Here is a 24,438-nt window from a genome sequence, read left to right as displayed (position 1 = left end):
TCAGATTTCTTTCGTTCTTAGGGGGTGTGGCCGGAACTACTGCGCGACCTGGGTGATCTCGAACGGGACCGGCTGCTGAGCAGCGTGCGGGTGGTTCTCGCCCGCGTAGACCTTCAGCTTCGAGAGCATCTGACGGCCCAGGGTGTTCTTGGGGATCATGCCCTTGATGGCCTTCTCGACGGCCTTCTCGGGGTTCTTGTCCAGCAGCTCGTCGTAACGGACGGAGCGCAGACCACCCGGGAAGCCGGAGTGGCGGTAAGCCAGCTTCTGGGTCTTCTTGTTGCCGGACAGGTGGACCTTGTCAGCGTTGATGATGATGACGAAGTCGCCCATGTCCATGTGGGGGGCGTACACGGGCTTGTGCTTGCCTCGCAGGAGGTTCGCAGCCGTGGTCGCCAGACGGCCCAGGACGATGTCCCGCGCGTCGATGATGTGCCACTGGCGAGAGACATCGCCGGGCTTGGGGCTGTACGTACGCACTTCGTAGCCTTCGCTTCTTCAGTGGATGGAGTCCAGACACACCTGAAGCGATCATGCAGCTGGGGCCTGCACTGCCGGGACACCGCCCGTATGCGAGCCACTGGTAACTGCTCCAGGGAACCTGCGTAGGGGCTCATCGTGTGAGAACGACGAAGCCGATACGCATAACAAACCGCAACAGTACCCGTGCCTCCCCGGACGGGTCAAAACACACGGCCCCCACCGACCGCCGACCCGAGCCCGACGCCCCCGCCGACCGTCGACCGGAGCCCGGAACCCCGCCGCCGACCGCCCGAGGTCACCGCGCCCGGTCCACCCGCCGCTCGTCCCACACGGGCTCCGTCGTCTCCCGTACGACCCCGTCCGAACCGAAGACCAGGTACCGGTCGAAGCTCTTCGCGAACCACCGGTCGTGGGTCACCGCCAGCACGGTCCCGTCATACGCCTCGAGGCCGTCCTGGAGGGCCTCCGCCGACTCCAGGTCCAGGTTGTCCGTGGGCTCGTCGAGGAGCAGCGCCGTCGTGCCGGCCAGCTCCAGGAGCAGGATCTGGAACCGCGCCTGCTGCCCGCCGGAGAGCTTGTCGAAGGGCTGGTCGCCCTGCCGCTCCAGCTCGTAGCGGCGCAGTACCGACATCGCCCCGCCCCGGTCCTTGGCGTGCTCCGTCCACAGGATGTCGACGAGCGGCCGCCCGGCCAGCTCCGGGTGCGCGTGGGTCTGCGCGAAGTGCCCCGGCACCACGCGCGCGCCGAGCTTCCAGTCACCGGTGTGGGCCACGGACGGGTCCCCGGCGAGGAGGCGCAGGAAGTGCGACTTGCCCGACCCGTTCGAGCCGAGGACGGCGACCCGCTCCCCGTAGAAGACCTCCAGGGAGAACGGCTTCATCAGACCGGTCAGCTCAAGGTTCTCGCAGGTCACGGCACGGACACCGGTCCGCCCGCCGCGCAGCCGCATACGGATGTCCTGCTCGCGCGGCGGCTCCGGCGGCGGCCCGGCCTCCTCGAACTTCCTGAGCCGGGTCTGCGCCGCCGCGTACCGCGAGGCCATCTCGTGGCTGACCGCGGCCGCCTGCCGCAGGTTGACGACGAGCTTCTTCAGCTGGGCGTGCTTCTCCTCCCAGCGCCGCTTCAGCTCCTCGAAGCGCGCGAAGCGCTCCCGCCGCGCGTCGTGGAAGGTGTCGAAGCCGCCACCGTGCACCCAGACGTCCGACCCGGCGGGGCCGGGCTCGACCGCGACGATCTTCTGCGCGCCCCGGGAGAGCAGCTCCCGGTCGTGGGAGATGAACAGCACGGTCTTGCGGGTCTCCCGCAGCCGCTCCTCCAGCCACCGCTTGCCGGGGACGTCGAGGTAGTTGTCCGGCTCGTCCAGGAGGAGGACCTCGTCGGTGCCGCGCAGCAGGGATTCCAGGACCAGCCGCTTCTGCTCACCGCCGGAGAGCGTCCTGACCTGCCGGAACTGCGCCTTCTCGTACGGGATGCCGAGCGCGGCCATGGTGCAGATGTCCCAGAGGGTCTCCGCCTCGTACCCCTGCACCTCGGCCCAGTCGCTGAGGGCCTGCGCGTACTTCATCTGCGCGGCCTCGTCGTCGACGGTCATGATCAGGTGCTCGGCCTCGTCGACGGCCTTCGCGGCCTCCCGGATCCGGGGCTGGGCCACCGAGACCAGCAGGTCACGGACGGTGGACTCGTCCCGTACGGAGCCGACGAACTGCGGCATCACGCCGAGCCCGCCGCTGACGGTGACCGAGCCGCCGTGCGGCTGGAGCTCTCCGGAGATCAACCGGAGCAGTGTGGTCTTGCCGGCGCCGTTGGCCCCGACGAGGGCGACGACGGCGCCCTCCCCCACCCGGAAGGAGGCGTCCCCGAGCAGGACCCTCCCGTCCGGAAGGTAGTACTCAAGATGCGCGGCCTCGACATGTCCCATGAGGTGCATTGTCGCCGCCCGCGTCGCCCGGGCCCAACCGGTTTAGGATGCGCGGCATGAGCTTTGGGGGACCGCAGTGGCCGCAAGAGCCGCAGCAGCAGGGGCAGCAGGGGTACGGACAGCAGCCGCAGCAGGGGTACGGCGCTCCGCAGGGGTACGGGCAGCAGCCCGGGTACGGACAGGAGTCGCCGAACCCCTTCCCCGGCGCGCAGGGCGGCGGGGCGACCCCCGACTGGGGCGCCCTGGCCGACGCCTCGGCCTCCCGCGGCCGGCGCAGGCGCTGGCTGATGATCGGCGGCGGGGCGGTGGCGGCCCTGGTCGTCGGCGCGATCGTCGCCACCGCCGTGGTGGCCTCCGGCAAGAAGAACGACGAGGCCAAGAACGGCGGGGTGCCCACCGGCACGGTCTCCCCCACCGCCGAGCCGACCCCCGAGCCGACCTTCTCCTCGGTGGCGCCGCCGCCCCCGCCGAACCCGAAGGACTACATCTCCGACCCGAAGAAGGACAGGGCCCCGCTCTCCGCGGAGGGCCTCTTCCCGGGCAAGAAGCTGACGATGAACAAGCGCCCGTACAAGAAGGGCGCGACCTCGGCGACGACGAACTGCGCGGCGGTCACCCAGGGCGGCCTCGGCACCGTCCTGAAGAAGAACGGCTGCCAGCGGGTGCTCCGCGCCACCTATGTGCGGGACGGCGTGGCGATCACCGTCGGCGTCGCCGTCTTCCCCTCGGAGGCCGCGGCGCTGAAGGCGAAGAGCCAGGCCACCGGCGGGATCGCCCCGCTGGCCGGCGCGGGCGTGCGCGAGTTCTGCCGCGCCACGGTCTGCCTGCGCCGCTCGAACGCGGTCGGCCGCTACGCGTACTTCACCCAGGCCGGTTTCACCGACGGCAAGAAGGTCACCAAGGCCGACAAGCCGGTCTTCCTGGCCAGCGACGACCTCGGCACCTTCACCTTCAACCAGATCTACGCCCGCGGCCGCGCCCAGGCCTCAGCAGCAGCCGGCGCTCCCGGGGAGTGACCGCTTGTTCCTGGCCTCCCGGTTGCGGGCGGCCAGGAGCTCGTCGGCCGGGTAGCCGACCTCTTCGAGGGTGAGGCCGTGCGGCCGTACGACGTGCACGGCCGAGTCCCGGACCCCGGCGGCCAGCACCTTGCCGGGCCACTCCACGGGCCGGTGCCCGTCGCCGACGAAGAGCAGGGCGCCGACCAGCGAGCGGACCATGTTGTGGCAGAAGGCGTCGGCCTTCACGGTGGCTTCCATCACGCCGTCGGGCCGCCGCTCCCAGCGCAGCTCCTGGAGCGTGCGGATGGTGGTGGCGCCCTCGCGCCGCTTGCAGTACGCGGCGAAGTCGTGTTCGCCGACGAGCGCGGCGGCGGCCTCGTTCATGGCGTCCATGTCGAGGGCCCAGTCGTGCCAGAGCACATGGCCGCGCCGCAGCGGGTCGACCCCGCCGGGGTTGTCGGTGACGCGGTAGGCGTAGCGCCGCCAGATCGCCGAGAAACGCGCGTTGAAGCCGCTGGGGGCCTCGGTGAGGGACCAGACCCTGACGTCGTGCGAGAGGCGCCCCGCGAGCCGCCTGAGCAGCTTGTCGCGGTGCTCGGCCCACAGCTCGACGGGCAGGTCGACGTGCGCGACCTGGCCGCGCGCGTGCACCCCGGAGTCGGTCCGGCCGGCCACGGTCAGTTCGTACGTCTCCGTGGACCGGGTCACGGTCCGCAGGGCGTCCTCGATGTCCCCCTGCACGGTCCGCCGTCCGCCGGCCTGCTTGGCCCAGCCGGAGAAGTCCTTGCCGTCGTACGACAGGTCGAGGCGAACCCGTACGAACCCGTCCTGCACGTCATCGCTCACGCGGAACAATCCTCTCGAAACCATGGATAACGCGGTGCGGGCCCGCACCCCACGGAGGGGGTACGGGCCCGCACACGAGAAACGTCGGAACGCTTACGCGTCCTTCGACTCCTCGGCGGCCTCGGTCGTGGCGGCCTCGTCGGCCTCCTTGACGGCACGCTTGGTGGCGGCCTCGGCCTCGTCGACGGTCGCCTTCTTGGCGATCTCGCCCTCGACCAGCTCGATCACGGCCATCGGGGCGTTGTCGCCACGACGGTTGCCGATCTTGGTGATGCGGGTGTAGCCACCGGGGCGCTCCGTGTAACGCGGGGCGATCTCGGTGAAGAGGGTGTGGACGATGCCCTTGTCGGTGATCGTCTGCAGCACCAGGCGACGGTTGTGGATGTCGCCCTTCTTCGCCTTGGTGATCAGGCGCTCGGCGACCGGACGCAGGCGGCGGGCCTTGGCCTCGGTCGTGGTGATGCGGCCGTGCTCGAAGAGCGACTTCGCCAGGTTGGCGAGGAGCAGCTTCTCGTGGGCGGCGGAACCGCCGAGGCGGGCACCCTTCGCGGGACGCGGCATGGTGTTTCTCCTAGTGATCTGCACCGGCCGTATGAGGTACCGATGTCAGTGTCCGAGCGGGCGGTCACCCGTCGGAGACCCCGCGCCCCGAAAGGGGCGCGGGGAACTGCGCGGCCGGCCGAGGCCGGCCCGCAGCAAAATCGCGACCGTCAGTACTGCTCGGTCTCCACGAACCCGGCATCCGCGTCGTCGTCCGCGCCGAACGCGTCCGCCGCGGCCGTCGGGTCGAATCCGGGCGGCGAGTCCTTCAGCGCGAGGCCCATACCGGCCAGCTTCGCCTTGACCTCGTCGATCGACTTCGCACCGAAGTTGCGGATGTCGAGCAGGTCCGCCTCGGAACGGGCCACGAGCTCACCCACGGAGTGGATGCCCTCGCGCTTGAGGCAGTTGTACGAACGAACGGTGAGCTCGAGCTCCTCGATCGGCAGCGCCAGGTCGGCGGCGAGGGCGGCGTCCGTCGGGGACGGGCCCATGTCGATGCCCTCGGCGTCGATGTTGAGCTCGCGCGCCAGACCGAACAGCTCGACCAGGGTCTTGCCGGCGGACGCCATGGCGTCGCGCGGGCGCATGGCCTGCTTGGTCTCGACGTCGACGATCAGCTTGTCGAAGTCGGTGCGCTGCTCGACACGGGTCGCCTCGACCTTGTACGTGACCTTGAGCACCGGCGAGTAGATGGAGTCGACCGGGATACGGCCGATCTCCTGGCCCACCTGCTTGTTCTGCACGGCGGAGACGTAGCCGCGACCGCGCTCGACGGTCAGCTCCATCTCCAGCTTGCCCTTGCCGTTGAGCGTGGCGAGGACGAGGTCGGGGTTGTGCACCTCGACACCGGCCGGGGGCGCGATGTCGGCGGCGGTGACCAGACCCGGGCCCTGCTTGCGCAGGTACATCACGACGGGCTCGTCGTGCTCCGAGGAGACGACCAGCTGCTTGATGTTGAGGATGAGGTCGGTCACGTCCTCCTTGACGCCCGGCACGGTGGTGAACTCGTGCAGGACACCGTCGATGCGGATGCTGGTGACAGCGGCACCCGGGATCGAGGAGAGGAGGGTACGGCGGAGGGAGTTGCCGAGGGTGTAGCCGAAGCCCGGCTCCAGCGGCTCGATCACGAACCGGGAGCGGAACTCGTCGACGACCTCTTCGGTCAGCGAAGGACGCTGAGCGATCAGCATGTCTGTATTCCTTCAGTCGTGGACGCCCACTATTTGACGCCCGACGGAGTTGGTGCGTACTGCAAGGGTACGGGCGGCACGGCCCGAAGAGCCGTACCGCCCGAAGTCCTGGTCAAGCAGCCGTGCGTCGGAAGATCAGACGCGGCGGCGCTTGGGGGGACGGCAGCCGTTGTGCGGCGTGGGGGTGACGTCCTGGATCGAACCGACCTCGAGGCCCGTGGCCTGGAGGGAGCGGATCGCGGTCTCGCGGCCGGAGCCCGGACCCTTCACGAAGACGTCGACCTTGCGCATGCCGTGCTCCTGCGCGCGACGGGCGGCCGACTCGGCGGCCATCTGCGCGGCGAACGGAGTCGACTTGCGCGAGCCCTTGAAGCCGACGTGGCCGGCGGAGGCCCAGGAGATCACGTTGCCCGAGGGGTCCGTGATCGAGACGATCGTGTTGTTGAACGTGCTCTTGATGTGCGCGTGGCCGTGAGCGACGTTCTTCTTTTCCTTGCGGCGCACCTTCTTGGCAGCGCCCTGACGACCCTTGGGGGGCATCTATTACTCCTACGGGAGGTGGTCGGTCCTACAGCGAAGACCGCTTGGTAAAGCGTCCGCTGAGGACTACTTCTTGCCCGGCTTCTTCTTGCCGGCGATGGCGCGACGCGGGCCCTTGCGGGTACGAGCGTTCGTGCTGGTGCGCTGACCGCGGACGGGCAGGCCACGACGGTGGCGCAGACCCTGGTAGCAGCCGATCTCGACCTTGCGGCGGATGTCGGCGGCGATCTCGCGGCGGAGGTCACCCTCGGTCTGGAGGTTGGCGTCCACGTACTCGCGGATCTTGACGAGGTCTTCCTCGGCAAGCTCGCGGACACGGGTGGACGGGTTCACGCCGGTCGCGGCGAGGATCTCCTCGGACCGGGTACGCCCGATGCCGAAGACGTAGGTGAGTGCGACCACCACACGCTTTTCGCGCGGGATGTCAACACCGGAAACGCGTGCCATTCAATGGCTCCTGTGTTCTCGGGGGTCTGCTGCAGAACCGCTCCCGACCGCCGACCCTTCGAAGTTTCGAAGGGTGGTACGTCCGGGTCCCCGGCCCCCGCCGGAGGTGCCGTCAACCGTGGAACACGGCCCGACGGGCTCTGCGTATGTACGTATTGCTATGCGTCGCGCGAAGAACTGCGAAATGCAGGTCGGTCGGCGTGCGTCAGCCCTGGCGCTGCTTGTGGCGCAGGTTGTCGCAGATGACCATGACCCGGCCGTGACGGCGGATCACCTTGCACTTGTCGCAGATCTTCTTGACGCTCGGCTTGACCTTCATGGGATGTGAGGTTCTCCGGGTCAGTGCCACCACCCGCGCCGTGAAGCGGGGTGCGGGCAAGATCTACTTGTACCGGTAGACGATCCGGCCACGCGTCAGGTCGTACGGAGAGAGCTCCACGACGACCCGGTCGTCCGGGAGGATTCGGATGTAGTGCATCCGCATCTTGCCGGAGATGTGCGCGAGGACCTTGTGACCGTTCTGGAGTTCCACCTTGAACATGGCGTTCGGGAGGGACTCGATCACGGTGCCCTCGATTTCGATGGCACCTTGCTTCTTGGCCACGCTTCGCCTTTCGAATCGGCTACCTTGATCGACTCTCGCCGCCGCATGCGGACACACGGGTACACGAGAGCCGACGCATCAGTCTACGTCAGGGCCCAGGAAAAGACGAATCGGGAAGTCTGCCCACCCGAACTGATCCTTACGCAAGGCGCCACGCCGTAGAAAATTCCGTACCGGGCCCTACGCCAGCGGGTCCGGCGCCGCGGTGACGCCCAGCTCCGCGAGCTTCGCCTTGCCGCCGTCGACCGCGGTGAGGACCAGCGGGCCCTCCTCGGTCAGGGCGATGCTGTGCTCCCAGTGGGAGGACCAGGTGCCGTCGGTCGTGATGACCGTCCAGTCGTCCTTCAGGACCTCCGTCTGCGGGGTGCCCAGGGAGACCATCGGCTCGATCGCCAGGCAGAGGCCGGGGACCAGCTTCGGGCCCTTGCCGCGCTTGCGGGAGACGTAGTTCAGGAGGTGCGGGTCCATGTGCATCTCGGTGCCGATGCCGTGGCCGCCGTAGTCCTCGATGATCCCGTACCGGCCGAGGCTGTGGTCGCCGACCGCCGGCCGCGGCTGCCGCTTGATGTAGGTCTCGATCGCCTTGGAGATGTCGACCAGGCGGTTGCCGAGCCTCATGGCCGCGATGCCGGCCCACATCGACTCCTCCGTGACACGGGAGAGCTCGACGAGCTCGGGCGCGTGCCCGGTGCCCACGAAGGCCGTGTAGGCGGCGTCACCGTGCCAGCCGTCCACGATCGCGCCCGCGTCGATGGAGATGATGTCGCCGTCCTTGAGGACGGTCTTGTCGTCGGGGATGCCGTGGACGACGACCTCGTTCACCGAGGTGCAGATCGTCGCGGGGAAACCGCCGTACCCGAGGAAGTTCGACTTGGCCCCGTGGTCGGCGATGACCTTCCGCGCGACCTCGTCCAGGTCCTTCGTGGTGGCACCCGGCACGGCCGCCTCACGGGTCGCCGCGTGAATGGCGGCGACGACCAGCCCCGCCTCGCGCATTTTCGCGATCTGCTCGGGGGTCTTGATCTGCACCATCGTGGCCGCGGCCTTTCCATCGAGTACGGGGAACAGAACAACGATACGGCCGCGACGCCCCTGAGGGGCACCGCGGCCGTATCGGACGAACCAGGGTTACTTCTTGAGCGCGCTCATCGCCTTGGCGGTGACCTCGTCCACCTTGCCGAGCGCCGAGATCGTCGACACCAGGCTCTGCGCCCGGTAGTAGTCGATGATCGGCTCGGTCTCCGTGTGGTAGACCTCCAGGCGCCGGCGGACGGTCTCCTCGGAGTCGTCGTCGCGCTGGTAGAGCTCGCCACCGCAGGCGTCGCAGACGCCCTCGGTCTTCGGAGCGTTGTACGTCACGTGGAAGACGTGCGCACTGTCGTTGCGGCAGATGCGGCGACCCGCGATCCGCTTCACGACCTCGTCCTCGGGGACCTCCAGGTCCAGGACCGCGTCGAGCTGTACGTGACCCGCCTTGAGGATCTCGTCCAGCGCCTCGGCCTGGGCCACGTTGCGGGGGAAACCGTCGAGCAGGAAGCCGTTGACGGCGTCCGGCTGCTCCATACGGTCCTTGGCCATCCCGATCGTCACGGAGTCCGGTACGAGCTGACCGGCCTTCATGTACGACTGTGCCTCGAGCCCCAGCGCCGTGCCCTGCGAGATGTTGGCACGGAACAGGTCACCCGTGGAGATGTGCGGGATGTCCAGGTTCTTGGCAAGGTACGCGGCCTGCGTGCCCTTGCCCGCACCGGGCGGTCCGACGAGGACGATTCGCATCAGCGGAGGAACCCTTCGTAATTGCGCTGCTGGAGCTGGCTCTCGATCTGCTTCACGGTCTCCAGCCCCACACCCACGATGATGAGGATGCTCGTCCCGCCGAAGGGGAAGTTGGCATTGGCGCCACCGAAGCCTGCCAACGCCATCGTCGGCACAAGAGCGATCAGACCCAAGTACAGCGAGCCCGGCCAAGTGATCCGGTTGAGCACGTAGCTCAGATACTCGGCAGTAGGTCGACCAGCCCGGATACCCGGGATGAAGCCACCATACTTCTTCATGTTGTCGGCGACTTCCTCGGGGTTGAACGAGATCGCCACGTAGAAGAAGGCGAAGAACACGATCAGGAGGAAGTACGTGGCGATGTAGTAGGGGTGGTCACCCTTGACGAAGTGGGCTTCGATCCAGGTCTTCCACCCCGCGGTGGAGTTCGAGAACTGGGCGATCAAGGCCGGGATGTAGAGCAGCGACGAAGCGAAGATGACGGGAATCACACCCGCCTGGTTCACCTTCAGCGGGATGTACGTGGACGTACCGCCGTAGGAGCGCCGGCCGATCATGCGCTTCGCGTACTGCACCGGGATGCGGCGCTGGGCCTGCTCGACGAAGACCACGAGGGCCACCATCACGAAGCCGATGAGGATGACGGTGCCGAACTCGATCCAGCCCTTGGCGAGCTTGCCGCTCTCCTTGATGGCCCACAGGGCACCCGGGAAGCCGGCGGCGATCGAGATGAACATCAGGATGGACATGCCGTTGCCGATGCCGCGGTCGGTGATGAGCTCACCGAGCCACATGACGATGCAGGTACCGGCGGTCATCGTGATGACCATCGTGGCGATGGTGAAGATCGACGGGTCGGGCACGACCTGGTCCGCGACGCGGCAACCGCTGAAGAGCGCGCCGCTCTTGGCGGTGGCGACGAGACCGGTGCCCTGCAGCACGGCGAGGGCGACCGTCAGGTACCGGGTGTACTGCGTGATCTTCGCAGTACCGGACTGGCCCTCCTTCTTGAGGGCTTCGAGTCGCGGGATCACGACGGTCAGCAGCTGCAGGATGATGCTCGCCGTGATGTACGGCATGATGCCGAGCGCGAAGATGGTGATCTGGAGCAGCGCCCCGCCACTGAACATGTTGACCAGGCCGAAGAGGCTGTTGTTGCCCTCGCTGGCCTGCTTGACACACTGCTGGACGGCCTCGTAGCTGACGCCGGGGACCGGGATGTGGGCCCCGAGGCGGTACAGCACGATGATGGCGAGCGTGAAGAGCAGCTTCTTGCGCAGGTCGGGCGTCTTGAACGCCCGGGCGAACGCGGTAAGCACGGTGCCTCCTGCGACCCCCGCGCTATGCGTCAAGGGTGACGGTCTTGAGGTTCGACGAATAGGTATCGGTCATCAATTCCGTGCAGGCATGGCGCACGGAGTCTAGACAGTGCACGCCACCTTACCGGCGACCATGCCCCCCTAGGAACGACCAACCGGGGATGCCCCTTTTGGGAGGCATCCCCGGTCGGATGTTCAAGCCATCGAGTCGTCTCAGACGAGCTCGGTGACGGTGCCGCCAGCGGCAGCGATCTTCTCCTTGGCGGAGCCGGAGACGGCGTCGACCGTCACCTGCAGCGCCACGGTGATCTCGCCGGTGCCGAGCACCTTGACGAGCTGGTTCTTGCGAACCGCACCCTTGGCGACCAGATCGGCCACCGTGACCTCGCCACCCTGCGGGTAGAGCGCGGTCAGCTTGTCCAGGTTCACGACCTGGTACTCGGTGCGGAAGGGGTTCTTGAAGCCCTTCAGCTTCGGCAGACGCATGTGGAGGGGCATCTGCCCACCCTCGAAGCGCTGCGGAACCTGGTAGCGGGCCTTCGTGCCCTTCGTACCACGACCGGCCGTCTTACCCTTCGACGCCTCACCGCGACCCACTCGGGTCTTCGCGGTCTTGGCACCGGGGGCGGGACGGAGGTTGTGGGCCTTCAGCGGGTTGGTCTCCGCCATGTCAGTCAACCTCCTCGACCGTCACGAGGTGGCGGACGGTGTGAACCATTCCGCGGAACTCGGGGCGGTCCTCCTTGACAACCACGTCGTTGACCTTCTTGAGGCCGAGCGAACGCAGGGTGTCGCGGTGGTTCTGCTTGCTGCCGATGTACGACTTCGTCTGCGTGACCTTGAGGCGAGCCATTACGCACCCGCCCCAGCACGCGCACGGAGAAGAGCCGCGGGGGCGACGTCCTCGAGGGGCAGACCACGGCGAGCCGCGATCTCCTCGGGACGCTGCAGGCCCTTGAGGGCCGCCACGGTCGCGTGCACGATGTTGATCGCGTTGTCGGAGCCGAGCGACTTCGACAGGATGTCGTGAACGCCGGCGCACTCGAGCACGGCGCGCACCGGGCCACCGGCGATAACACCGGTACCGGGGGAAGCCGGCTTGAGCAGGACGACGCCCGCGGCCTTCTCGCCCTGGATCGGGTGAGGGATGGTGCCCTGGATGCGCGGAACCTTGAAGAAGTTCTTCTTGGCTTCCTCGACACCCTTGGCGATGGCCGCGGGAACTTCCTTGGCCTTGCCGTAACCGACACCTACGGTGCCGTCACCGTCGCCCACCACGACCAGCGCGGTGAAGCTGAAGCGGCGACCACCCTTGACAACCTTGGCGACGCGGTTGATCGCGACAACGCGCTCAACGTACGCGGTCTTCTCGGCGGCAGCGCCACCGTCGCGGCCCTTCCGGTCCCGCCGCTCGCCGCCACCGGCACCGCTTCCGCGGCGCTGGGGTCCAGCCATTGGATTTACCTCTCTCTGTTACGTCCGTTAGTCCCGGAACCGGGGCTTAGAACTTCAGCCCGGCTTCGCGGGCGGCGTCAGCCAGAGCGGCAATGCGCCCGGCGTACCTGTTGCCACCACGGTCGAACACGACAGCCTCGACGCCAGCGGCCTTGGCGCGCTCGGCGACAAGAGCACCGACCTGCTTGGCCTGCGCGGACTTGTCACCCTCGCCACCGCGGATCGACGCGTCCAGGTTCGACGCGGACGCAAGGGTGTGACCCTTGAGGTCGTCGATGACCTGAGCGGTGATGCCGCGGTTCGAACGCGTCACGACGAGGCGCGGACGCTCCGCCGTACCCGACACGTTCTTGCGGATGCGGATGTGGCGGCGAGCCTTGGCCGCACGCTTGTAAGCGTCGCCCTTGGCGATCTTCACACCGTATGCCATGGCTTACTTACCAGCCTTTCCGACCTTGCGGCGGATGACCTCGCCGGCGTACTTGACGCCCTTGGCCTTGTACGGGTCGGGCTTCCGCAGCTTGCGGATGTTCGCCGCGACCTCGCCGACCTTCTGCTTGTCGATGCCCTCGACCGAGAACTTCGTCGGCGACTCGACCTTGAACGAGATGCCCTCGGGCGCCTCGACCAGGATCGGGTGGCTGTAGCCGAGCTGGAACTCCAGGTTGGAGCCCTTCGCGGCGACGCGGTAACCGACACCGCTGATCTCGAGCGCCTTCACGTAACCCTGGGTCACACCGGTGATCATGTTGGCCACCAGCGTGCGGGACAGGCCGTGAAGGGCCTTGTTCTGACGCTCGTCGTTCGGACGGTTGACGTTGAGCACGCCATCCTCGCCCTTAACGATCTCGATCGGAGCGGCGACGGTGTGGCTCAGGGTGCCCTTGGAACCCTTGACCGTGACCGTGCGGCCATCGATGGTGACGTCCACGCCGGCGGGAACCTGGATAGGCAGCTTGCCAATACGCGACATTAGCTATTCCTCCGTTCCCGACTACCAGACGTAGGCGAGGACTTCCCCACCTACGCCCTTCTTGCCTGCCTGCTGGCCGGTCAGGAGACCGTGGGACGTGGAGATGATCGCCACGCCCAGGCCGCCGAGAACCTTCGGCAGGTTGGTGGACTTCGCGTAAACCCGGAGACCGGGCTTCGAGATCCGCTTGATGCCCGCGATGGAGCGCTCACGGTTCGGACCGAACTTGAGCTCGAGGACGAGGTTCTTGCCGACCTCGGCGTCCTCGACCTTCCAGCCCGTGATGAAGCCCTCCTGCTGGAGGATTTCCGCGATGTGAGACTTGATCTTGCTGTGCGGCATCGTCACGGAGTCGTGGTATGCCGAGTTCGCGTTACGCAGACGAGTCAGCATGTCCGCGATCGGATCAGTCATGGTCATGAATTGGCCTTCGGCCTCTCTCGCCGGGGTTTCCTGTATGCGCCATCCCTCTCCCCACACAGGGGCGGGACGGGTGCGGCGCGGGGACCTACGGCGTAGTAAGTCGTACGGGCGGCGGACGCCCAACCCTCCTAGCCTAAGCCATGGAGGGCTGGGCATCCGACAACCCAGTGCTTACCGAGAGACTCCGGTCATCCCAACTAGGGGATTACCAGGAGCTCTTGGTCACGCCCGGCAGCTCGCCACGGTGAGCCATCTCACGAAGGCACACGCGGCACAGGCCGAACTTGCGGTACACGGAGTGGGGACGACCACAGCGCTGGCAGCGCGTGTAGCCGCGCACGCCGAACTTGGGCTTGCGGGCAGCCTTCGCGATGAGAGCCTTCTTCGCCATCTCGCTTACGCCTCCTTGAACGGGAAGCCGAGGTGACGCAGAAGGGCACGGCCCTCGTCGTCGTTGGTCGCCGTGGTCACCACGGTGATGTCCATACCCCGGACACGGTCGATCTTGTCCTGGTCGATCTCGTGGAACATGACCTGCTCCGTGAGACCGAAGGTGTAGTTGCCACGCCCGTCGAACTGCTTGGGGGACAGACCACGGAAGTCGCGGATGCGCGGAAGCGCGAGCGACAGGGTGCGGTCCAGGAACTCCCACATGCGGTCGCCACGGAGGGTGACGTGCGCGCCGATCGGCTGGCCCTCACGCAGCTTGAACTGCGCGATGGACTTGCGAGCCTTGGTGATCGCCGGCTTCTGGCCGGTGATCGTGGTCAGGTCACGGACGGCACCGTCCATGAGCTTCGAGTCACGGGCGGCGTCGCCGACACCCATGTTGACCACGATCTTCACGAGGCCGGGGATCTGCATGACGTTCTCGTAGGAGAACTCCTCACGCAGCTTGCCCGCGATCTCCTCGCGGTACTTCGTCTTGAGACGCGGAGTGGTGGTAGCCATCAGATGTCCTCACCCGTCCGCTTGGCAACGCGGATCTTGTTGCCCTCGTCGTCGAAGCGGAAACCGACACGCGTGACGACCTTCTTGCCGTCCTTCTCCACGACGAGCTGAACGTTGCTCACGTGGACAGGGGCCTCGGTCGTCACGATGCCGCCGGCCTGCGAGGGGCCGGCCTTCGTGTGCTTCTTGACCCGGTTGACACCCTCGACGAGGACGCGGTTCTCGCGGGGGAAGGCCGTGATGACCTTGCCCTGCTTGCCCTTGTCCTTACCGGTGATGACCTGGACCAGGTCGCCCTTCTTGATCTTCATGCTTACAGCACCTCCGGCGCGAGCGAGATGATCTTCATGAACTTCTTCTCGCGCAGCTCACGGCCGACCGGGCCGAAGATACGGGTGCCACGAGGGTCGCCGTCGTTCTTGAGAATGACAGCGGCGTTCTCGTCGAAGCGGATGTACGAGCCGTCCTGGCGGCGGCGCTCCTTGACGGTGCGAACGATGACCGCCTTGACGACGTCACCCTTCTTCACGTTGCCACCGGGGATCGCGTCCTTGACGGTGGCGACGATGACGTCACCGATGCCCGCGTAGCGGCGACCCGAGCCACCGAGAACACGGATGCAAAGGATCTCCTTGGCACCAGTGTTGTCGGCGACACGCAGTCGCGACTCCTGCTGGATCACGTCTATCTCCTGATTTGTCTGCCGGTTCCCGGCCGGGGCTTCACGAGGAAGCCCCGGCCGAGCCTGGCGGAACGAACTCGAAGGGTTACCCCTTCAAGAATTACTTGGCCTTCTCGAGGATCTCGATGACGCGCCAGTGCTTCGTCGACGACAGCTTCCGGGTCTCCATCAGGAGGACGCGGTCGCCGATGCCGGCAGCGTTCTGCTCGTCGTGAGCCTTGAGCTTGTTGGTACGGCGGATGACCTTGCCGTACAGCGCGTGCTTGACGCGGTCCTCGACAGCGACGACGACGGTCTTGTCCATCTTGTCGCTGACGACCAGGCCCTCGCGGACCTTGCGAGCGTTGCGCTCGGTCTTCTCAGTCACGTTGCTCTCGCTCATCAGGCGTTCTCCACCGTCTCGATGCCCAGCTCGCGCTCACGCATCAGGGTGTAGATCCGGGCGATGTCCTTACGGACGGACTTGAGCCGGCCGTGGTTCTCGAGCTGGCCCGTCGCCGCCTGGAAGCGGAGGTTGAACAGCTCTTCCTTGGCCTCGCGGAGCTTGTTGAGAAGCTCCTCGTTGCCCAGCTCGCGCAGCTCGGACGCCTTGGTACCGGCCGACATCACAGCTCACCTGCTTCGCGCTTCACGATCTTGCACTTCATCGGCAGCTTGTGGGCCGCACGGGTCAGGGCCTCGCGCGCGATCTTCTCGTTCGGGTAGGACAGTTCGAACATCACCCGACCCGGCTTGACGTTCGCGATCCACCACTCGGGAGAACCCTTACCGGAACCCATGCGGGTCTCGGCGGGCTTCTTCGTGAGGGGGCGGTCCGGGTAGATGTTGATCCAGACCTTGCCGCCACGCTTGATGTGGCGGGTCATCGCGATACGAGCCGCCTCGATCTGGCGGTTGGTCACGTACGCCGGCGTGAGGGCCTGAATGCCGTACTCGCCGAACGCAACCTGCGTACCACCCTTGCTCATACCCGAGCGCTTGGGGTGGTGCTGCTTGCGGTGCTTGACCCTACGGGGGATCAGCATTTCGGTCAGGCCTCCGTTCCGGTGCTCTCAGCCGGAGCGGCAGCGGCGGCGGGAGCGTCGGCCTTGGGGGCCTCGGCAGCCGGCGCGGACTGCTGCTGCGGCTTGCGGCCGCGGCCGCCACGCTCGCCACCGCGGCCACCACGGCCGGCGGGACGGTCGCCAGCGCCACCCGCACCACGGGCCGGGCGGTTACCCGCACGGGCCGCGGCGTTCTCGGCGCGGACCTCGGCGATGTTCTTGACGTCGCCCTTGTAGATCCAGACCTTCACGCCGATGCGGCCGAAGGTCGTCTTGGCCTCGAAGAAGCCGTAGTCGACGTTCGCGCGGAGCGTGTGCAGGGGCACACGGCCCTCGCGGTAGAACTCCGAGCGGGACATCTCGGCGCCGCCGAGGCGACCGCCGCACTGGATCTTGATGCCCTTGGCGCCGGCCTTCATCGTGCCCTGCATGCTCTTACGCATGGCGCGACGGAAGGAGACGCGGGAGGAGAGCTGCTCGGCAACGGCCTGAGCAACCAGCTGAGCGTCCATCTCGGGGTTCTTGACCTCGAGGATGTTCAGCTGGACCTGCTTGCCCGTGAGCTTCTCGAGGTCGCCGCGGATGCGGTCGGCCTCGGCGCCACGGCGGCCGATGACGATGCCGGGACGCGCGGTGTGGATGTCCACCCGCACGCGGTCACGGGTGCGCTCGATCTCAACCTTCGAGATGCCGGCGCGCTCCATGCCGGACGTCATCATCCGACGGATGGCGACGTCTTCCTTGACGTAGTCCTTGTACAGCTTGTCGGCGTACCAGCGGGACTTGAAGTCCGTGGTGATGCCGAGCCGGAACCCATGCGGGTTAACCTTCTGGCCCATTACCGGGTTCCTTCCTTGCTGCTGACGACCACGGTGATGTGGCTGGTCCGCTTACGGATCCGGTAGGCACGGCCCTGAGCACGCGGACGGAACCGCTTCAGGGTCGGGCCCTCATCCACAAACGCCTCGCTGATGACCAGCGAAGAGGCGTCCGTGTGGTCGTAGTTGTGTGCAGCGTTGGCAATGGCGCTGTCCAGCACCTTGCCAACCGGCACGCTCGCGGCCTGCGGGGCGAAACGCAGGACCGCCTGAGCCTCCGTGGCGTCCATGCCACGGATAAGGTCCACCACGCGGCGGGCCTTCATGGGCGTGACGCGGATGTACCGCGCCTGGGCCCTGGCTTCCATGGTTGTCCTTCCAGTGTCTGTCATGGTCATTCCACCCCGCTACTAGCGGCGCTTCGACTTCCGGTCGTCCTTCACGTGACCCCGGAAGGTGCGCGTCGGCGAGAACTCGCCGAGCTTGTGGCCGACCATCGACTCGGTGACAAACACCGGAATGTGGGTCTTGCCGTTGTGCACCGCGATCGTGTGGCCGAGCATGGCCGGGATGATCATCGAGCGACGGGACCAGGTCTTGATGACGTTCTTGGTACCGGCTTCGTTCTGTACGTCCACCTTCTTTACGAGGTGTCCGTCGACGAAGGGTCCCTTCTTGAGACTGCGCGGCATCTAAACCCGCTCCTAGCGCTTCTTGTTCGTCTTGCGGCGGCGGACGATGTACTTGCTCGAAGCCTTCTTCGGCGAGCGAGTACGACCCTCCTTCTGACCCCACGGGGAGACCGGGTGGCGACCACCGGAGGTCTTACCCTCACCACCACCGTGCGGGTGGTCCACCGGGTTCATCGCCACACCGCGAACGGTCGGGCGAACGCCCAGCCAGCGCTTACGGCCGGCCTTGCCCCAGTTGATGTTCGACTGCTCGGCGTTGCCGACCTCGCCGATCGTGGCGCGGCAGCGGGCGTCGACGAGACGGATCTCACCGGACGGCATACGAAGGTGGGCCATCGTGCCCTCCTTCGCCAGCAGCTGCACGGACGCACCAGCGGAGCGCGCGAACTTGGCGCCGCCACCGGGACGGAGCTCGATCGCGTGGATCGTGGTACCGACCGGGATGTTGCGGAGCGCCAGGTTGTTGCCGGGCTTGATGTCAGCGCCGGGGCCGTTCTCGACGCGGTCACCCTGCGTCAGACCCTTGGGGGCGATGATGTAGCGCTTCTCGCCGTCCACGTAGTGGAGCAGCGCGATGCGCGCGGTGCGGTTGGGGTCGTACTCGATGTGAGCGACCTTGGCCGGCACGCCGTCCTTGTCGTGACGACGGAAGTCGATCACACGGTAGGCACGCTTGTGTCCGCCACCCTGGTGGCGAACGGTGATCCGACCGGTGTTGTTACGGCCGCCCTTGCTGTGCAGGGGGCGAACCAGCGACTTCTCCGGCGTGGACCGCGTGATCTCGACGAAGTCGGCAACGGAGGAGCCACGGCGGCCCGGCGTTGTCGGCTTGTACTTGCGGATTCCCATTTCTCAGTCCTCGTCCGATTCCGGACGATCCAGACCGCCGTTAGGCGGTCGGACCGCCGAAGATGTCGATACGGTTGCCCTCAGCAAGGGTCACGATGGCGCGCTTGGTGTCCTTGCGCTTACCGAAACCGGCCTTGGTGCGCTTGCGCTTGCCCTGGCGGTTGATCGTGTTGACCCCGGTGACCTTGACCGAGAAGACCGCCTCGACGGCCTGCTTGATCTGGGTCTTGTTGGAGCCAGGCGCGACGATGAACGTGTACTTGTTCTCGTCCAGCAGGGCGTAGCTCTTCTCCGAGACGACCGGCTTGATCAGAATGTCGCGCGGGTCCGAGAAGGTCTTGCTGGTGACGACGGCCTCAGTCATCAGGCGTCGCTCCCTTCGGTCTCAGCGGTCTGGGGGCCAGACACGAAGGACTCGAGGGCGGCCTTGGTGAAGACCACGTCGTCGGAGACGATCACGTCGTACGTGTTGAGCTGGCCCGGCTCCAGGATGTGCACCTGGGGCAGGTTACGAGCGGACAGCCACGCGGCCTCGTCGGAGCGCTCGACGACCAGGAGCAGGTTCTTGCGCTCCGAGATCTTGCCGAACAGCGTCTTCGCGGCCTTGGTGGAGACGTCACCCTCGACCACGCCGGTCACGACGTGGATGCGGGAGTGGGTGGCCCGGTCCGAGAGGGCACCGCGGAGGGCGGCGACCTTCATCTTCTTCGGGGTCCGCTGCGAGTAGTCACGCGGCTGCGGGCCGTGGACGACGCCACCGCCGACGAACTGCGGGGCGCGGGTCGAACCCTGGCGCGCGCGGCCGGTGCCCTTCTGGCGGTAAGGCTTCTTGCCACCACCACGGACCTCGCCACGACGCTTGGTCTTGTGCGTGCCCTGACGGGCCGCGGCCAGCTGCGCGACGACGACCTGGTGGATCAGCGGAACGCTGACCTTGGCGCCGAAGATCTCCTCGGGGAGCTCGACGGTCCCGGTCTTGTCGCCTGCCGGCGAAAGGATGTCAATGGTGCTCATCGGTTCCTCAAACCCCCTTGGCCGCGGTGCGGACCAGGACGAGGCCACCGTTAGGGCCGGGGACGGCGCCCTTGATGAGCAGCAGACCCTTCTCGGCGTCAACGGCGTGGACGGTCAGGTTCTGGGTGGTCACACGCTCGTTGCCCATGCGACCGGCCATCTTCATGCCCTTGAAGACACGACCCGGAGTGGCGCAGCCACCGATGGAGCCGGGCTTGCGGTGCACGCGGTGGGCACCGTGCGACGCCTTGCCACCACGGAAGTTGTGGCGCTTCATGACACCGGCGAAGCCCTTGCCCTTGCTCTTGCCGGTGACGTCGACCTTCACGCCGGCCTCGAAGAGCTCGGCGGTGATCTCCTGGCCGAGCGTGTACTCGGAGGCGTCAGCGGTGCGGAGCTCCACCAGGTGGCGGCGCGGGGTGACGTCAGCCTTGGCGAAGTGACCCTTGAGGGGCTTGTTCACCTTGCGAGGGTCGATCTCGCCGAAGGCGATCTGGACCGACTCGTAGCCGTCGACGTCGTTCGTACGGACCTGGGTCACGACATTCGGGCCGGCCTTGACGACGGTCACCGGGACGACCCGGTTGTTCTCGTCCCAGACCTGCGTCATGCCGAGCTTCTCGCCCAGGATGCCCTTGATGTTCTTAGCCATCTCGCGCGCCCTCAGAGCTTGATCTCGATGTCAACGCCCGCCGGGAGGTCGAGACGCATGAGCGAGTCAACCGTCTTCGGCGTGGGGTCGAGGATGTCGATGAGGCGCTTGTGCGTGCGCATCTCGAAGTGCTCGCGCGAGTCCTTGTACTTGTGCGGCGACTTGATGACGCAGTACACGTTCTTCTCAGTGGGCAGCGGCACCGGGCCTGCGACCGACGCACCAGTGCGGGTCACCGTCTCGACGATCTTCTTCGCCGAGGAGTCGATGACCTCGTGGTCGTAGGCCTTGAGCCGGATGCGGATCTTCTGTCCCGCCATGGCTACTAGTAGTCCTTTGTCTCGTAACGCTCTGGAACCCGATCGGCTTCGCCCTCTGACGAGCGTTGTCCGTGTCTCCGACCCACGCGGTCGGGCGTGTCGCACTCCCTCTACGCAGAAATCCCTGAGGATTTCCCAACCAAGGGGGCACGGTCGCCATGACCGCGGGCCGGGGGCAGAACACCCACCGGGTGCCTGGTCTGCACCCCGCTGACGCTTCCCAGAAGATTCCCGTACGTCCGCCCCGTTCCTCTCACCTGAGAGGGGTGGGGCGACGAGTACTGTGGGACTCGCTTCCGGTCCTCCCGACGGGAGGCGCGCAGCATCGGCACTCAACCGAGCAACCCCGACAGTCTGCCATACGGGACCTTCCGGCCGCCAATCGGGAGCGAAGACTGTACCCCACGTCACGTACGGCCATGCGCCGGGCGCACGCGGCGGACTCGGCCGCGCCCCTCGCTCTCACCCCAAGCGCCGGGCCCGTTCGGTGAGATGGCGGCGTTCCGGCCCGCTGGTCGTCCGGCGCGCCGCCTCCCGGTAGGCCTCGGCGGCCGCCTCCTCGTCGCCGAGGAGTTCGAGCAGATGGGCCCGGGCGGCGTGGAGCCGGTGGTGCCGTGCCGTGCGCCCGTCCTTCGCCGACTCGTCCAGGAGCGCGAGTCCGGCCGCGGGCCCGTGGACCATGGCGACGGCCACCGCGCGGTTGAGGGTGCCCACCGGGTTCGGCCCGGTGCGCTCCAGGAGTTCGTACAGCGCGAGGATCTGCGGCCAGTCGGTGGCACCGGCGGTCTCCGCCTCGTCGTGGACGGCCGCGATCGCCGCCTGGAGCTGGTACGGGCCCACCCGGCCCCGCCGCAGGGTGCGGCCGATCAGCTCGACGCCCTCCGCGACGAGCCCGCCGTCCCACCTCCCCCGGTCCTGCTCCGCGAGCGGCACCAGTTCTCCGTCCGGGCCCGTGCGGGCCGGACGCCGGGCGTCGGTGAGCAGCATCAGGGCGAGCAGACCCGCCGTCTCGGTGTCCTCGGGCAGCAGCCGGTGCAGCAGCCGCGCGAGCCGGATCGCCTCCGTGGACAGCTCGGGCACGGTGAGCTCGTCACCGGCGCTGGCCGTGTAGCCCTCGTTGAAGATCAGGTAGAGCACGTGCCGCACCTCGGCGAGCCGGGCCGTGCGCTCCTCGCCCTCGGGCAGCGCGAGCGATCCGCCGGCCGACCTGATCGTCTGCTTGGCCCGGCTGACGCGCTGCGCCATCGTCGCCTCGGGGACGAGGAAGGCGGCGGCGATCTGCGCGGTGGTGAGACCGCCGACCGCCCGCAGCGTGAGCGCGATCCGGCTGGCCGGTGACAGGTCCGGGTGGCAGCAGAGGAAGAGCAGGGGCAGGGAGTCGTCCCAGCCGGTGGCGGGGGCGTCGGCGGCGCGGGCGACGCGTTCGGAGTCGGGGGTGGCGAGGGCGACGGCGTCCTCGCGGCGCCGCCGCGCGGCCTCGCCGCGGACATGGTCGACGTACCTGCGACGGGCGACCGTAAGCAGCCACGCGCGCGGGTCGTCGGGGACGGTCTCCCGCCCGGGCCACTGCCGCGCCGCGGCGATCAGCGCCTCCTGGACGGCGTCCTCGCAGGCGTCGAAGTCGCCGTGCCGCCGGACGAGGGCGACGAGGACCTGGGGCGCGTACTCCCGCAGCAGGTCCTCGACCTCGCGGGGGCTCACCCGTCCACCGCCCCGGCCGCACCGCGCCGGTCGGGCCGGGCGGCGGCCTCGCGTGCGCGGGTCGTCACGACGTACGTCATCCGAGGTCTCCTCCCTCCCCATCCTCGCAGCGATGAGCGATTCGAACACAACCCCGAGTGCCGGATATCCGTCTTGCAGGGGACAACAGCGAACAGCGGAGACCCTGAGGGACGGACCCGTACGTGACCACACCACCCCGTCGCCGCACGGTTCTCGCCGCCGCCCTCGCCGTCACCTCGGCGGTCGCCGGGTGTTCCGTCCCGGAGCCGCGCAGGACCGCGCCGACCGTCGACCCCGCGCCCGGGAAGCCGATCGCCTCCACGCGGGCGCGACGGGCGCTGCTCCTCCAGGTGGCCGCGCACCCGGACGACGACCTGTACTTCATGAACCCCGACACCCAGCGGCTGCTGGACTCCGGGGTCCCGCTGGTCTCGGTGTACGTGACGGCGGGCGAGCACACCGGCCGGAACCGGATCGCGGGGATGCCCGACACTCCCCCGGACCGGGCCGCCTACTCCTCCGCCCGTCACCAGGGCCTGCGCCAGTCGTACGCCGAGGCGCTCGGCCTGCCGAGGTTCACGCCCTGGCGGCGCGAGGTCCTCACGCTGCCGGGCGGCCGGCGGGCGGGGGTCGACACCCTCACGCACGGCGGCCGCCGGATCGAGCTGGTCTTCCTCAACCTTCCGATGCACACGAACCGGCGCTACATGGCGGTGCCCGCGCTCTGGCACGACCGCGCCCTGGAGCTGCGGACGCACCTGCCGGCCGGTTCGCCCCTCACCCGCTCGGACACCTACGACTACGACCGGCTGATCGACGTCCTCGTCGGGCTGCTCCGCCGCTACCGGCCCACGGTGGTGCACACCCTGGACCCCGATCCGGACATCCAGACCAGCGACGAGGCCACCCGGAGGCGGGACTCCGAGCAGCCCGGCTACTCGGACCACGGGGACCACACGGCGGTCGGCTGCTTCACCTGGGCCGCGCTGAGCCGCTGGGTCTCGGACGCCGTCCGGGACGGCGACCCGATACCGGCGTTCACGACGACGGCCTTCCGCGGCTACTACAACCGCCACTGGCCCAAGAACCTCCCGCCGGGGGTGCTGCGGGAGAAGGCCGCGCGGCTCGTCCCGTACGGCGGGGACCCGTCCTGGCAGTGCGGCAACCCCTCGGGCTGCGGCGACTACGGCGTCGGCGGCGACCGGCCGCTCACCAACCGCAAGGGCTGGGTGCGCTCCACCCACCACCGCTGGCCGTCGGCGGGCCCGGCGCTCGCCGAGGGGCCGGACGGACGCCTCACCGCTTACGGGGTGCTCGGTCTGCGCGCGGTCCGCTGGCGGGAGACGGCACCCGGGGTCTGGGGCGAACCGGCCGACCTGGGCGGCGGCCCGCTGGCGCCCGCGCTCGGTTCGGCCGTGCTCGCCGACGGCCGGGTGCTGCTCTTCGGGGTCCGGTTCGCCGCGCTCGACGGCCACGGCGGGCCGAACCGGCGCGAGCTGGTCCTCCTGGAGCAGCGCTCCCCCGGCGGCCCGTTCCTCGCCTGGCGCGGGCTCGGGAGCCCGGAGCGCGAGGACGACCGGGGGCGCCGGGTCGGCGCGCCCGTGGCGGTCGCGGCCCCGGACGGCCGGGCCCATCTCTTCGTACGGAACGCGGACCGGGGCATAGCGACGCGGGTGCGGACGGCGGACGGGGCCTGGGGCCCGTGGCGGACGCTCCCCGGGGACGCGGAGGTCCAGGACGGTCTCGCCGTCTCGCTGGACGCGGCGGGGAGGGTGCACATCCACGCGGCGGGGAGGGAGTCCGTACGGCACTGGGTGGACGGGGCGGAGCGGTCGGAGCGGCTGCCGCTCTCCGGATCGACGGTGGCGGCGGCCGGGGGCGAGCTGTACTACCGGCGGCCGGCGGCCGGTGAACTCCTCGGCCCGGCGGGCGACGCGGGTCTGGACGGCTACGGGGGCGTGGTCGCCGCGCGCTCGGCGGCGCTCGGGACGGTGCTGCTCGGCACGGACCCGGACGGCCGGGTGGTGCTGCGGGCCGGCGGCCGGCTCCGTACCCGTACGGAGGGGCCGGCGGCGGTGTCGGCGGCGCTGCACCTGGGGGCACGCCGGGCGACCGTGGTGGGCCTCGGCACGGACGGACACCCGTGGAGCTGGCGGCCCTAGCGGCCCGCGGCCGACGGG

The 24,438-nt window shown here is 68.2% G+C and carries 36 protein-coding genes; 2 read left to right on the top strand and 34 right to left on the bottom strand.

Annotated elements, in window-relative coordinates; all coding sequences use genetic code 11:
- Window positions 1-36: 36 nt before the first annotated feature.
- Together rplM and ABT129_RS18230 are read right to left on the bottom strand one after the other, a co-directional pair.
- On the bottom strand, window positions 37-480 hold the full coding sequence (rplM, locus tag ABT129_RS18235) for a 50S ribosomal protein L13 (protein WP_351901984.1): 444 nt from the start codon (window positions 478-480) through the stop codon (window positions 37-39).
- 298 nt (window positions 481-778) lie between these two features.
- Window positions 779-2,401 (bottom strand): ABC-F family ATP-binding cassette domain-containing protein, encoded by a 1,623-nt coding sequence (locus tag ABT129_RS18230; RefSeq protein ID WP_351901982.1) that lies wholly within the window; start codon window positions 2,399-2,401, stop codon window positions 779-781.
- 56 nt (window positions 2,402-2,457) lie between these two features.
- On the opposite strand from ABT129_RS18230, the gene ABT129_RS18225 reads away from it, so the two are divergent.
- On the top strand, window positions 2,458-3,417 hold the full coding sequence (locus ABT129_RS18225) for a hypothetical protein (protein ID WP_351901980.1): 960 nt from the start codon (window positions 2,458-2,460) through the stop codon (window positions 3,415-3,417).
- Here ABT129_RS18225 and truA read toward each other — a convergent pair.
- The 32 genes from truA to ABT129_RS18065 form a co-directional block, all read right to left on the bottom strand.
- Entirely contained in the window at window positions 3,388-4,245 is an 858-nt protein-coding gene (gene truA, locus ABT129_RS18220) for a tRNA pseudouridine(38-40) synthase TruA (RefSeq protein ID WP_351901978.1), read from the bottom strand. The genes ABT129_RS18225 and truA overlap by 30 nt on opposite strands.
- 93 nt (window positions 4,246-4,338) lie before the next feature.
- Window positions 4,339-4,806: a 50S ribosomal protein L17 gene (gene rplQ, locus ABT129_RS18215; protein WP_351901976.1), complete on the bottom strand. Its 468-nt coding sequence runs from the start codon at window positions 4,804-4,806 to the stop codon at window positions 4,339-4,341.
- Between the two features lie 149 nt (window positions 4,807-4,955).
- Window positions 4,956-5,978: a DNA-directed RNA polymerase subunit alpha gene (locus ABT129_RS18210; protein WP_003966937.1), complete on the bottom strand. Its 1,023-nt coding sequence runs from the start codon at window positions 5,976-5,978 to the stop codon at window positions 4,956-4,958.
- A gap of 135 nt (window positions 5,979-6,113) precedes the next feature.
- Entirely contained in the window at window positions 6,114-6,518 is a 405-nt protein-coding gene (gene rpsK, locus ABT129_RS18205) for a 30S ribosomal protein S11 (protein WP_003956432.1), read from the bottom strand.
- 66 nt (window positions 6,519-6,584) lie between these two features.
- Window positions 6,585-6,965 carry a 30S ribosomal protein S13 gene (gene rpsM / locus ABT129_RS18200; protein ID WP_030214048.1) on the bottom strand — a complete coding sequence of 127 codons (381 nt, stop codon included), beginning with the start codon at window positions 6,963-6,965 and terminating at the stop codon, window positions 6,585-6,587.
- Window positions 6,966-7,170: 205 nt separating this feature from the next.
- Window positions 7,171-7,284, bottom strand: coding sequence for a 50S ribosomal protein L36 (gene rpmJ, locus ABT129_RS18195; protein WP_003956441.1), 114 nt, complete (start codon window positions 7,282-7,284; stop codon window positions 7,171-7,173).
- A gap of 63 nt (window positions 7,285-7,347) precedes the next feature.
- Window positions 7,348-7,569 carry a translation initiation factor IF-1 gene (gene infA, locus ABT129_RS18190; protein WP_003956442.1) on the bottom strand — a complete coding sequence of 74 codons (222 nt, stop codon included), beginning with the start codon at window positions 7,567-7,569 and terminating at the stop codon, window positions 7,348-7,350.
- A gap of 180 nt (window positions 7,570-7,749) precedes the next feature.
- Window positions 7,750-8,601 (bottom strand): type I methionyl aminopeptidase, encoded by an 852-nt coding sequence (gene map, locus ABT129_RS18185; RefSeq protein WP_030318640.1) that lies wholly within the window; start codon window positions 8,599-8,601, stop codon window positions 7,750-7,752.
- Window positions 8,602-8,697: 96 nt separating this feature from the next.
- Window positions 8,698-9,345, bottom strand: coding sequence for an adenylate kinase (locus ABT129_RS18180; protein WP_351901974.1), 648 nt, complete (start codon window positions 9,343-9,345; stop codon window positions 8,698-8,700).
- On the bottom strand, window positions 9,345-10,664 hold the full coding sequence (gene secY / locus ABT129_RS18175) for a preprotein translocase subunit SecY (protein ID WP_030318644.1): 1,320 nt from the start codon (window positions 10,662-10,664) through the stop codon (window positions 9,345-9,347). Before secY ends, ABT129_RS18180 begins: the two co-directional genes overlap by 1 nt.
- 213 nt (window positions 10,665-10,877) lie before the next feature.
- Window positions 10,878-11,333 (bottom strand): 50S ribosomal protein L15, encoded by a 456-nt coding sequence (gene rplO / locus ABT129_RS18170; RefSeq protein WP_030318646.1) that lies wholly within the window; start codon window positions 11,331-11,333, stop codon window positions 10,878-10,880.
- 1 nt (window position 11,334) lies between these two features.
- Window positions 11,335-11,517, bottom strand: coding sequence for a 50S ribosomal protein L30 (gene rpmD / locus ABT129_RS18165; RefSeq protein ID WP_015035589.1), 183 nt, complete (start codon window positions 11,515-11,517; stop codon window positions 11,335-11,337).
- Window positions 11,517-12,119 carry a 30S ribosomal protein S5 gene (gene rpsE / locus ABT129_RS18160; RefSeq protein ID WP_017239585.1) on the bottom strand — a complete coding sequence of 201 codons (603 nt, stop codon included), beginning with the start codon at window positions 12,117-12,119 and terminating at the stop codon, window positions 11,517-11,519. Before rpsE ends, rpmD begins: the two co-directional genes overlap by 1 nt.
- Before the next feature lie 46 nt (window positions 12,120-12,165).
- On the bottom strand, window positions 12,166-12,549 hold the full coding sequence (gene rplR, locus ABT129_RS18155; RefSeq protein WP_015035587.1) for a 50S ribosomal protein L18: 384 nt from the start codon (window positions 12,547-12,549) through the stop codon (window positions 12,166-12,168).
- 3 nt (window positions 12,550-12,552) lie between these two features.
- Entirely contained in the window at window positions 12,553-13,092 is a 540-nt protein-coding gene (gene rplF, locus ABT129_RS18150) for a 50S ribosomal protein L6 (RefSeq protein WP_024755414.1), read from the bottom strand.
- A 21-nt stretch (window positions 13,093-13,113) separates the two neighbouring features.
- Complete coding sequence (gene rpsH / locus ABT129_RS18145; protein ID WP_015035585.1) at window positions 13,114-13,512, bottom strand: 30S ribosomal protein S8; 399 nt, start codon at window positions 13,510-13,512, stop codon at window positions 13,114-13,116.
- 208 nt (window positions 13,513-13,720) lie between these two features.
- Entirely contained in the window at window positions 13,721-13,906 is a 186-nt protein-coding gene (locus ABT129_RS18140; RefSeq protein WP_003948630.1) for a type Z 30S ribosomal protein S14, read from the bottom strand.
- A gap of 5 nt (window positions 13,907-13,911) precedes the next feature.
- A complete protein-coding gene (gene rplE / locus ABT129_RS18135; RefSeq protein WP_026058276.1) occupies window positions 13,912-14,469 on the bottom strand; it encodes a 50S ribosomal protein L5 in 558 nt (185 codons plus the stop codon).
- A complete protein-coding gene (gene rplX / locus ABT129_RS18130; RefSeq protein ID WP_024755412.1) occupies window positions 14,466-14,777 on the bottom strand; it encodes a 50S ribosomal protein L24 in 312 nt (103 codons plus the stop codon). Before rplX ends, rplE begins: the two co-directional genes overlap by 4 nt.
- A 2-nt stretch (window positions 14,778-14,779) precedes the next feature.
- Window positions 14,780-15,148, bottom strand: a complete 369-nt coding sequence (gene rplN, locus ABT129_RS18125) for a 50S ribosomal protein L14 (RefSeq protein ID WP_003956455.1) — start codon at window positions 15,146-15,148, stop codon at window positions 14,780-14,782.
- Window positions 15,149-15,248: 100 nt separating this feature from the next.
- Window positions 15,249-15,530, bottom strand: coding sequence for a 30S ribosomal protein S17 (rpsQ, locus tag ABT129_RS18120; protein WP_030318650.1), 282 nt, complete (start codon window positions 15,528-15,530; stop codon window positions 15,249-15,251).
- On the bottom strand, window positions 15,530-15,754 hold the full coding sequence (gene rpmC, locus ABT129_RS18115; protein WP_017239580.1) for a 50S ribosomal protein L29: 225 nt from the start codon (window positions 15,752-15,754) through the stop codon (window positions 15,530-15,532). The genes rpsQ and rpmC overlap by 1 nt, the downstream gene beginning before the upstream one ends.
- A complete protein-coding gene (rplP, locus tag ABT129_RS18110; RefSeq protein WP_015035580.1) occupies window positions 15,754-16,173 on the bottom strand; it encodes a 50S ribosomal protein L16 in 420 nt (139 codons plus the stop codon). Before rplP ends, rpmC begins: the two co-directional genes overlap by 1 nt.
- A gap of 5 nt (window positions 16,174-16,178) precedes the next feature.
- A complete protein-coding gene (gene rpsC, locus ABT129_RS18105; RefSeq protein WP_030214015.1) occupies window positions 16,179-17,030 on the bottom strand; it encodes a 30S ribosomal protein S3 in 852 nt (283 codons plus the stop codon).
- The gene (gene rplV / locus ABT129_RS18100) at window positions 17,030-17,377 is read right to left on the bottom strand and encodes a 50S ribosomal protein L22 (protein ID WP_056552397.1); all 348 of its coding nucleotides are present in this window, start codon (window positions 17,375-17,377) and stop codon (window positions 17,030-17,032) included. Before rplV ends, rpsC begins: the two co-directional genes overlap by 1 nt.
- 42 nt (window positions 17,378-17,419) lie before the next feature.
- A complete protein-coding gene (rpsS, locus tag ABT129_RS18095) occupies window positions 17,420-17,701 on the bottom strand; it encodes a 30S ribosomal protein S19 (protein ID WP_024755409.1) in 282 nt (93 codons plus the stop codon).
- 12 nt (window positions 17,702-17,713) lie between these two features.
- Window positions 17,714-18,550, bottom strand: a complete 837-nt coding sequence (rplB, locus tag ABT129_RS18090) for a 50S ribosomal protein L2 (RefSeq protein ID WP_030318653.1) — start codon at window positions 18,548-18,550, stop codon at window positions 17,714-17,716.
- Between the two features lie 40 nt (window positions 18,551-18,590).
- The gene (gene rplW, locus ABT129_RS18085; protein WP_015035575.1) at window positions 18,591-18,914 is read right to left on the bottom strand and encodes a 50S ribosomal protein L23; all 324 of its coding nucleotides are present in this window, start codon (window positions 18,912-18,914) and stop codon (window positions 18,591-18,593) included.
- The gene (gene rplD / locus ABT129_RS18080) at window positions 18,914-19,564 is read right to left on the bottom strand and encodes a 50S ribosomal protein L4 (protein ID WP_187623357.1); all 651 of its coding nucleotides are present in this window, start codon (window positions 19,562-19,564) and stop codon (window positions 18,914-18,916) included. Before rplD ends, rplW begins: the two co-directional genes overlap by 1 nt.
- A 7-nt stretch (window positions 19,565-19,571) precedes the next feature.
- On the bottom strand, window positions 19,572-20,216 hold the full coding sequence (gene rplC / locus ABT129_RS18075; RefSeq protein ID WP_024755405.1) for a 50S ribosomal protein L3: 645 nt from the start codon (window positions 20,214-20,216) through the stop codon (window positions 19,572-19,574).
- An 11-nt stretch (window positions 20,217-20,227) separates the two neighbouring features.
- A complete protein-coding gene (rpsJ, locus tag ABT129_RS18070) occupies window positions 20,228-20,536 on the bottom strand; it encodes a 30S ribosomal protein S10 (protein WP_003948644.1) in 309 nt (102 codons plus the stop codon).
- 462 nt (window positions 20,537-20,998) lie between these two features.
- The gene (locus tag ABT129_RS18065; protein ID WP_351901965.1) at window positions 20,999-22,237 is read right to left on the bottom strand and encodes an RNA polymerase sigma factor; all 1,239 of its coding nucleotides are present in this window, start codon (window positions 22,235-22,237) and stop codon (window positions 20,999-21,001) included.
- Window positions 22,238-22,440: 203 nt separating this feature from the next.
- Here ABT129_RS18065 and ABT129_RS18060 point away from each other — a divergent pair, with 203 nt between their 5' ends.
- Window positions 22,441-24,420: a PIG-L family deacetylase gene (locus ABT129_RS18060; RefSeq protein WP_351901963.1), complete on the top strand. Its 1,980-nt coding sequence runs from the start codon at window positions 22,441-22,443 to the stop codon at window positions 24,418-24,420.
- Window positions 24,421-24,438 lie beyond the last annotated feature (18 nt).

It is taken from the genome of Streptomyces sp. NPDC002057, from assembly GCF_040296665.1.
Classification (GTDB): domain Bacteria; phylum Actinomycetota; class Actinomycetes; order Streptomycetales; family Streptomycetaceae; genus Streptomyces.
Note: the sequence above shows the minus strand (reverse complement) of the source record. Positions and strands in the feature narration are given on the sequence as shown.

Coding starts and splice junctions, on each gene's coding strand:
- ABT129_RS18230 (WP_351901982.1), bottom strand. CDS start 2,401: ATGGGACATGTCGAGGCCGCGCATCTTGAGTACTACCTTCCGGACGGG.
- ABT129_RS18225 (WP_351901980.1), top strand. CDS start 2,458: ATGAGCTTTGGGGGACCGCAGTGGCCGCAAGAGCCGCAGCAGCAGGGG.
- rplQ (WP_351901976.1), bottom strand. CDS start 4,806: ATGCCGCGTCCCGCGAAGGGTGCCCGCCTCGGCGGTTCCGCCGCCCAC.
- ABT129_RS18210 (WP_003966937.1), bottom strand. CDS start 5,978: ATGCTGATCGCTCAGCGTCCTTCGCTGACCGAAGAGGTCGTCGACGAG.
- rpsK (WP_003956432.1), bottom strand. CDS start 6,518: ATGCCCCCCAAGGGTCGTCAGGGCGCTGCCAAGAAGGTGCGCCGCAAG.
- rpsM (WP_030214048.1), bottom strand. CDS start 6,965: ATGGCACGCGTTTCCGGTGTTGACATCCCGCGCGAAAAGCGTGTGGTG.
- rpmJ (WP_003956441.1), bottom strand. CDS start 7,284: ATGAAGGTCAAGCCGAGCGTCAAGAAGATCTGCGACAAGTGCAAGGTG.
- map (WP_030318640.1), bottom strand. CDS start 8,601: ATGGTGCAGATCAAGACCCCCGAGCAGATCGCGAAAATGCGCGAGGCG.
- ABT129_RS18180 (WP_351901974.1), bottom strand. CDS start 9,345: ATGCGAATCGTCCTCGTCGGACCGCCCGGTGCGGGCAAGGGCACGCAG.
- rplO (WP_030318646.1), bottom strand. CDS start 11,333: ATGGCGGAGACCAACCCGCTGAAGGCCCACAACCTCCGTCCCGCCCCC.
- rpmD (WP_015035589.1), bottom strand. CDS start 11,517: ATGGCTCGCCTCAAGGTCACGCAGACGAAGTCGTACATCGGCAGCAAG.
- rpsE (WP_017239585.1), bottom strand. CDS start 12,119: ATGGCTGGACCCCAGCGCCGCGGAAGCGGTGCCGGTGGCGGCGAGCGG.
- rplR (WP_015035587.1), bottom strand. CDS start 12,549: ATGGCATACGGTGTGAAGATCGCCAAGGGCGACGCTTACAAGCGTGCG.
- rplF (WP_024755414.1), bottom strand. CDS start 13,092: ATGTCGCGTATTGGCAAGCTGCCTATCCAGGTTCCCGCCGGCGTGGAC.
- rpsH (WP_015035585.1), bottom strand. CDS start 13,512: ATGACCATGACTGATCCGATCGCGGACATGCTGACTCGTCTGCGTAAC.
- ABT129_RS18140 (WP_003948630.1), bottom strand. CDS start 13,906: ATGGCGAAGAAGGCTCTCATCGCGAAGGCTGCCCGCAAGCCCAAGTTC.
- rplX (WP_024755412.1), bottom strand. CDS start 14,777: ATGAAGATCAAGAAGGGCGACCTGGTCCAGGTCATCACCGGTAAGGAC.
- rpsQ (WP_030318650.1), bottom strand. CDS start 15,530: ATGAGCGAGAGCAACGTGACTGAGAAGACCGAGCGCAACGCTCGCAAG.
- rpmC (WP_017239580.1), bottom strand. CDS start 15,754: ATGTCGGCCGGTACCAAGGCGTCCGAGCTGCGCGAGCTGGGCAACGAG.
- rplP (WP_015035580.1), bottom strand. CDS start 16,173: ATGCTGATCCCCCGTAGGGTCAAGCACCGCAAGCAGCACCACCCCAAG.
- rpsC (WP_030214015.1), bottom strand. CDS start 17,030: ATGGGCCAGAAGGTTAACCCGCATGGGTTCCGGCTCGGCATCACCACG.
- rplV (WP_056552397.1), bottom strand. CDS start 17,377: ATGGAAGCCAGGGCCCAGGCGCGGTACATCCGCGTCACGCCCATGAAG.
- rpsS (WP_024755409.1), bottom strand. CDS start 17,701: ATGCCGCGCAGTCTCAAGAAGGGACCCTTCGTCGACGGACACCTCGTA.
- rplB (WP_030318653.1), bottom strand. CDS start 18,550: ATGGGAATCCGCAAGTACAAGCCGACAACGCCGGGCCGCCGTGGCTCC.
- rplW (WP_015035575.1), bottom strand. CDS start 18,914: ATGACTGAGGCCGTCGTCACCAGCAAGACCTTCTCGGACCCGCGCGAC.
- rplD (WP_187623357.1), bottom strand. CDS start 19,564: ATGAGCACCATTGACATCCTTTCGCCGGCAGGCGACAAGACCGGGACC.
- rplC (WP_024755405.1), bottom strand. CDS start 20,216: ATGGCTAAGAACATCAAGGGCATCCTGGGCGAGAAGCTCGGCATGACG.
- rpsJ (WP_003948644.1), bottom strand. CDS start 20,536: ATGGCGGGACAGAAGATCCGCATCCGGCTCAAGGCCTACGACCACGAG.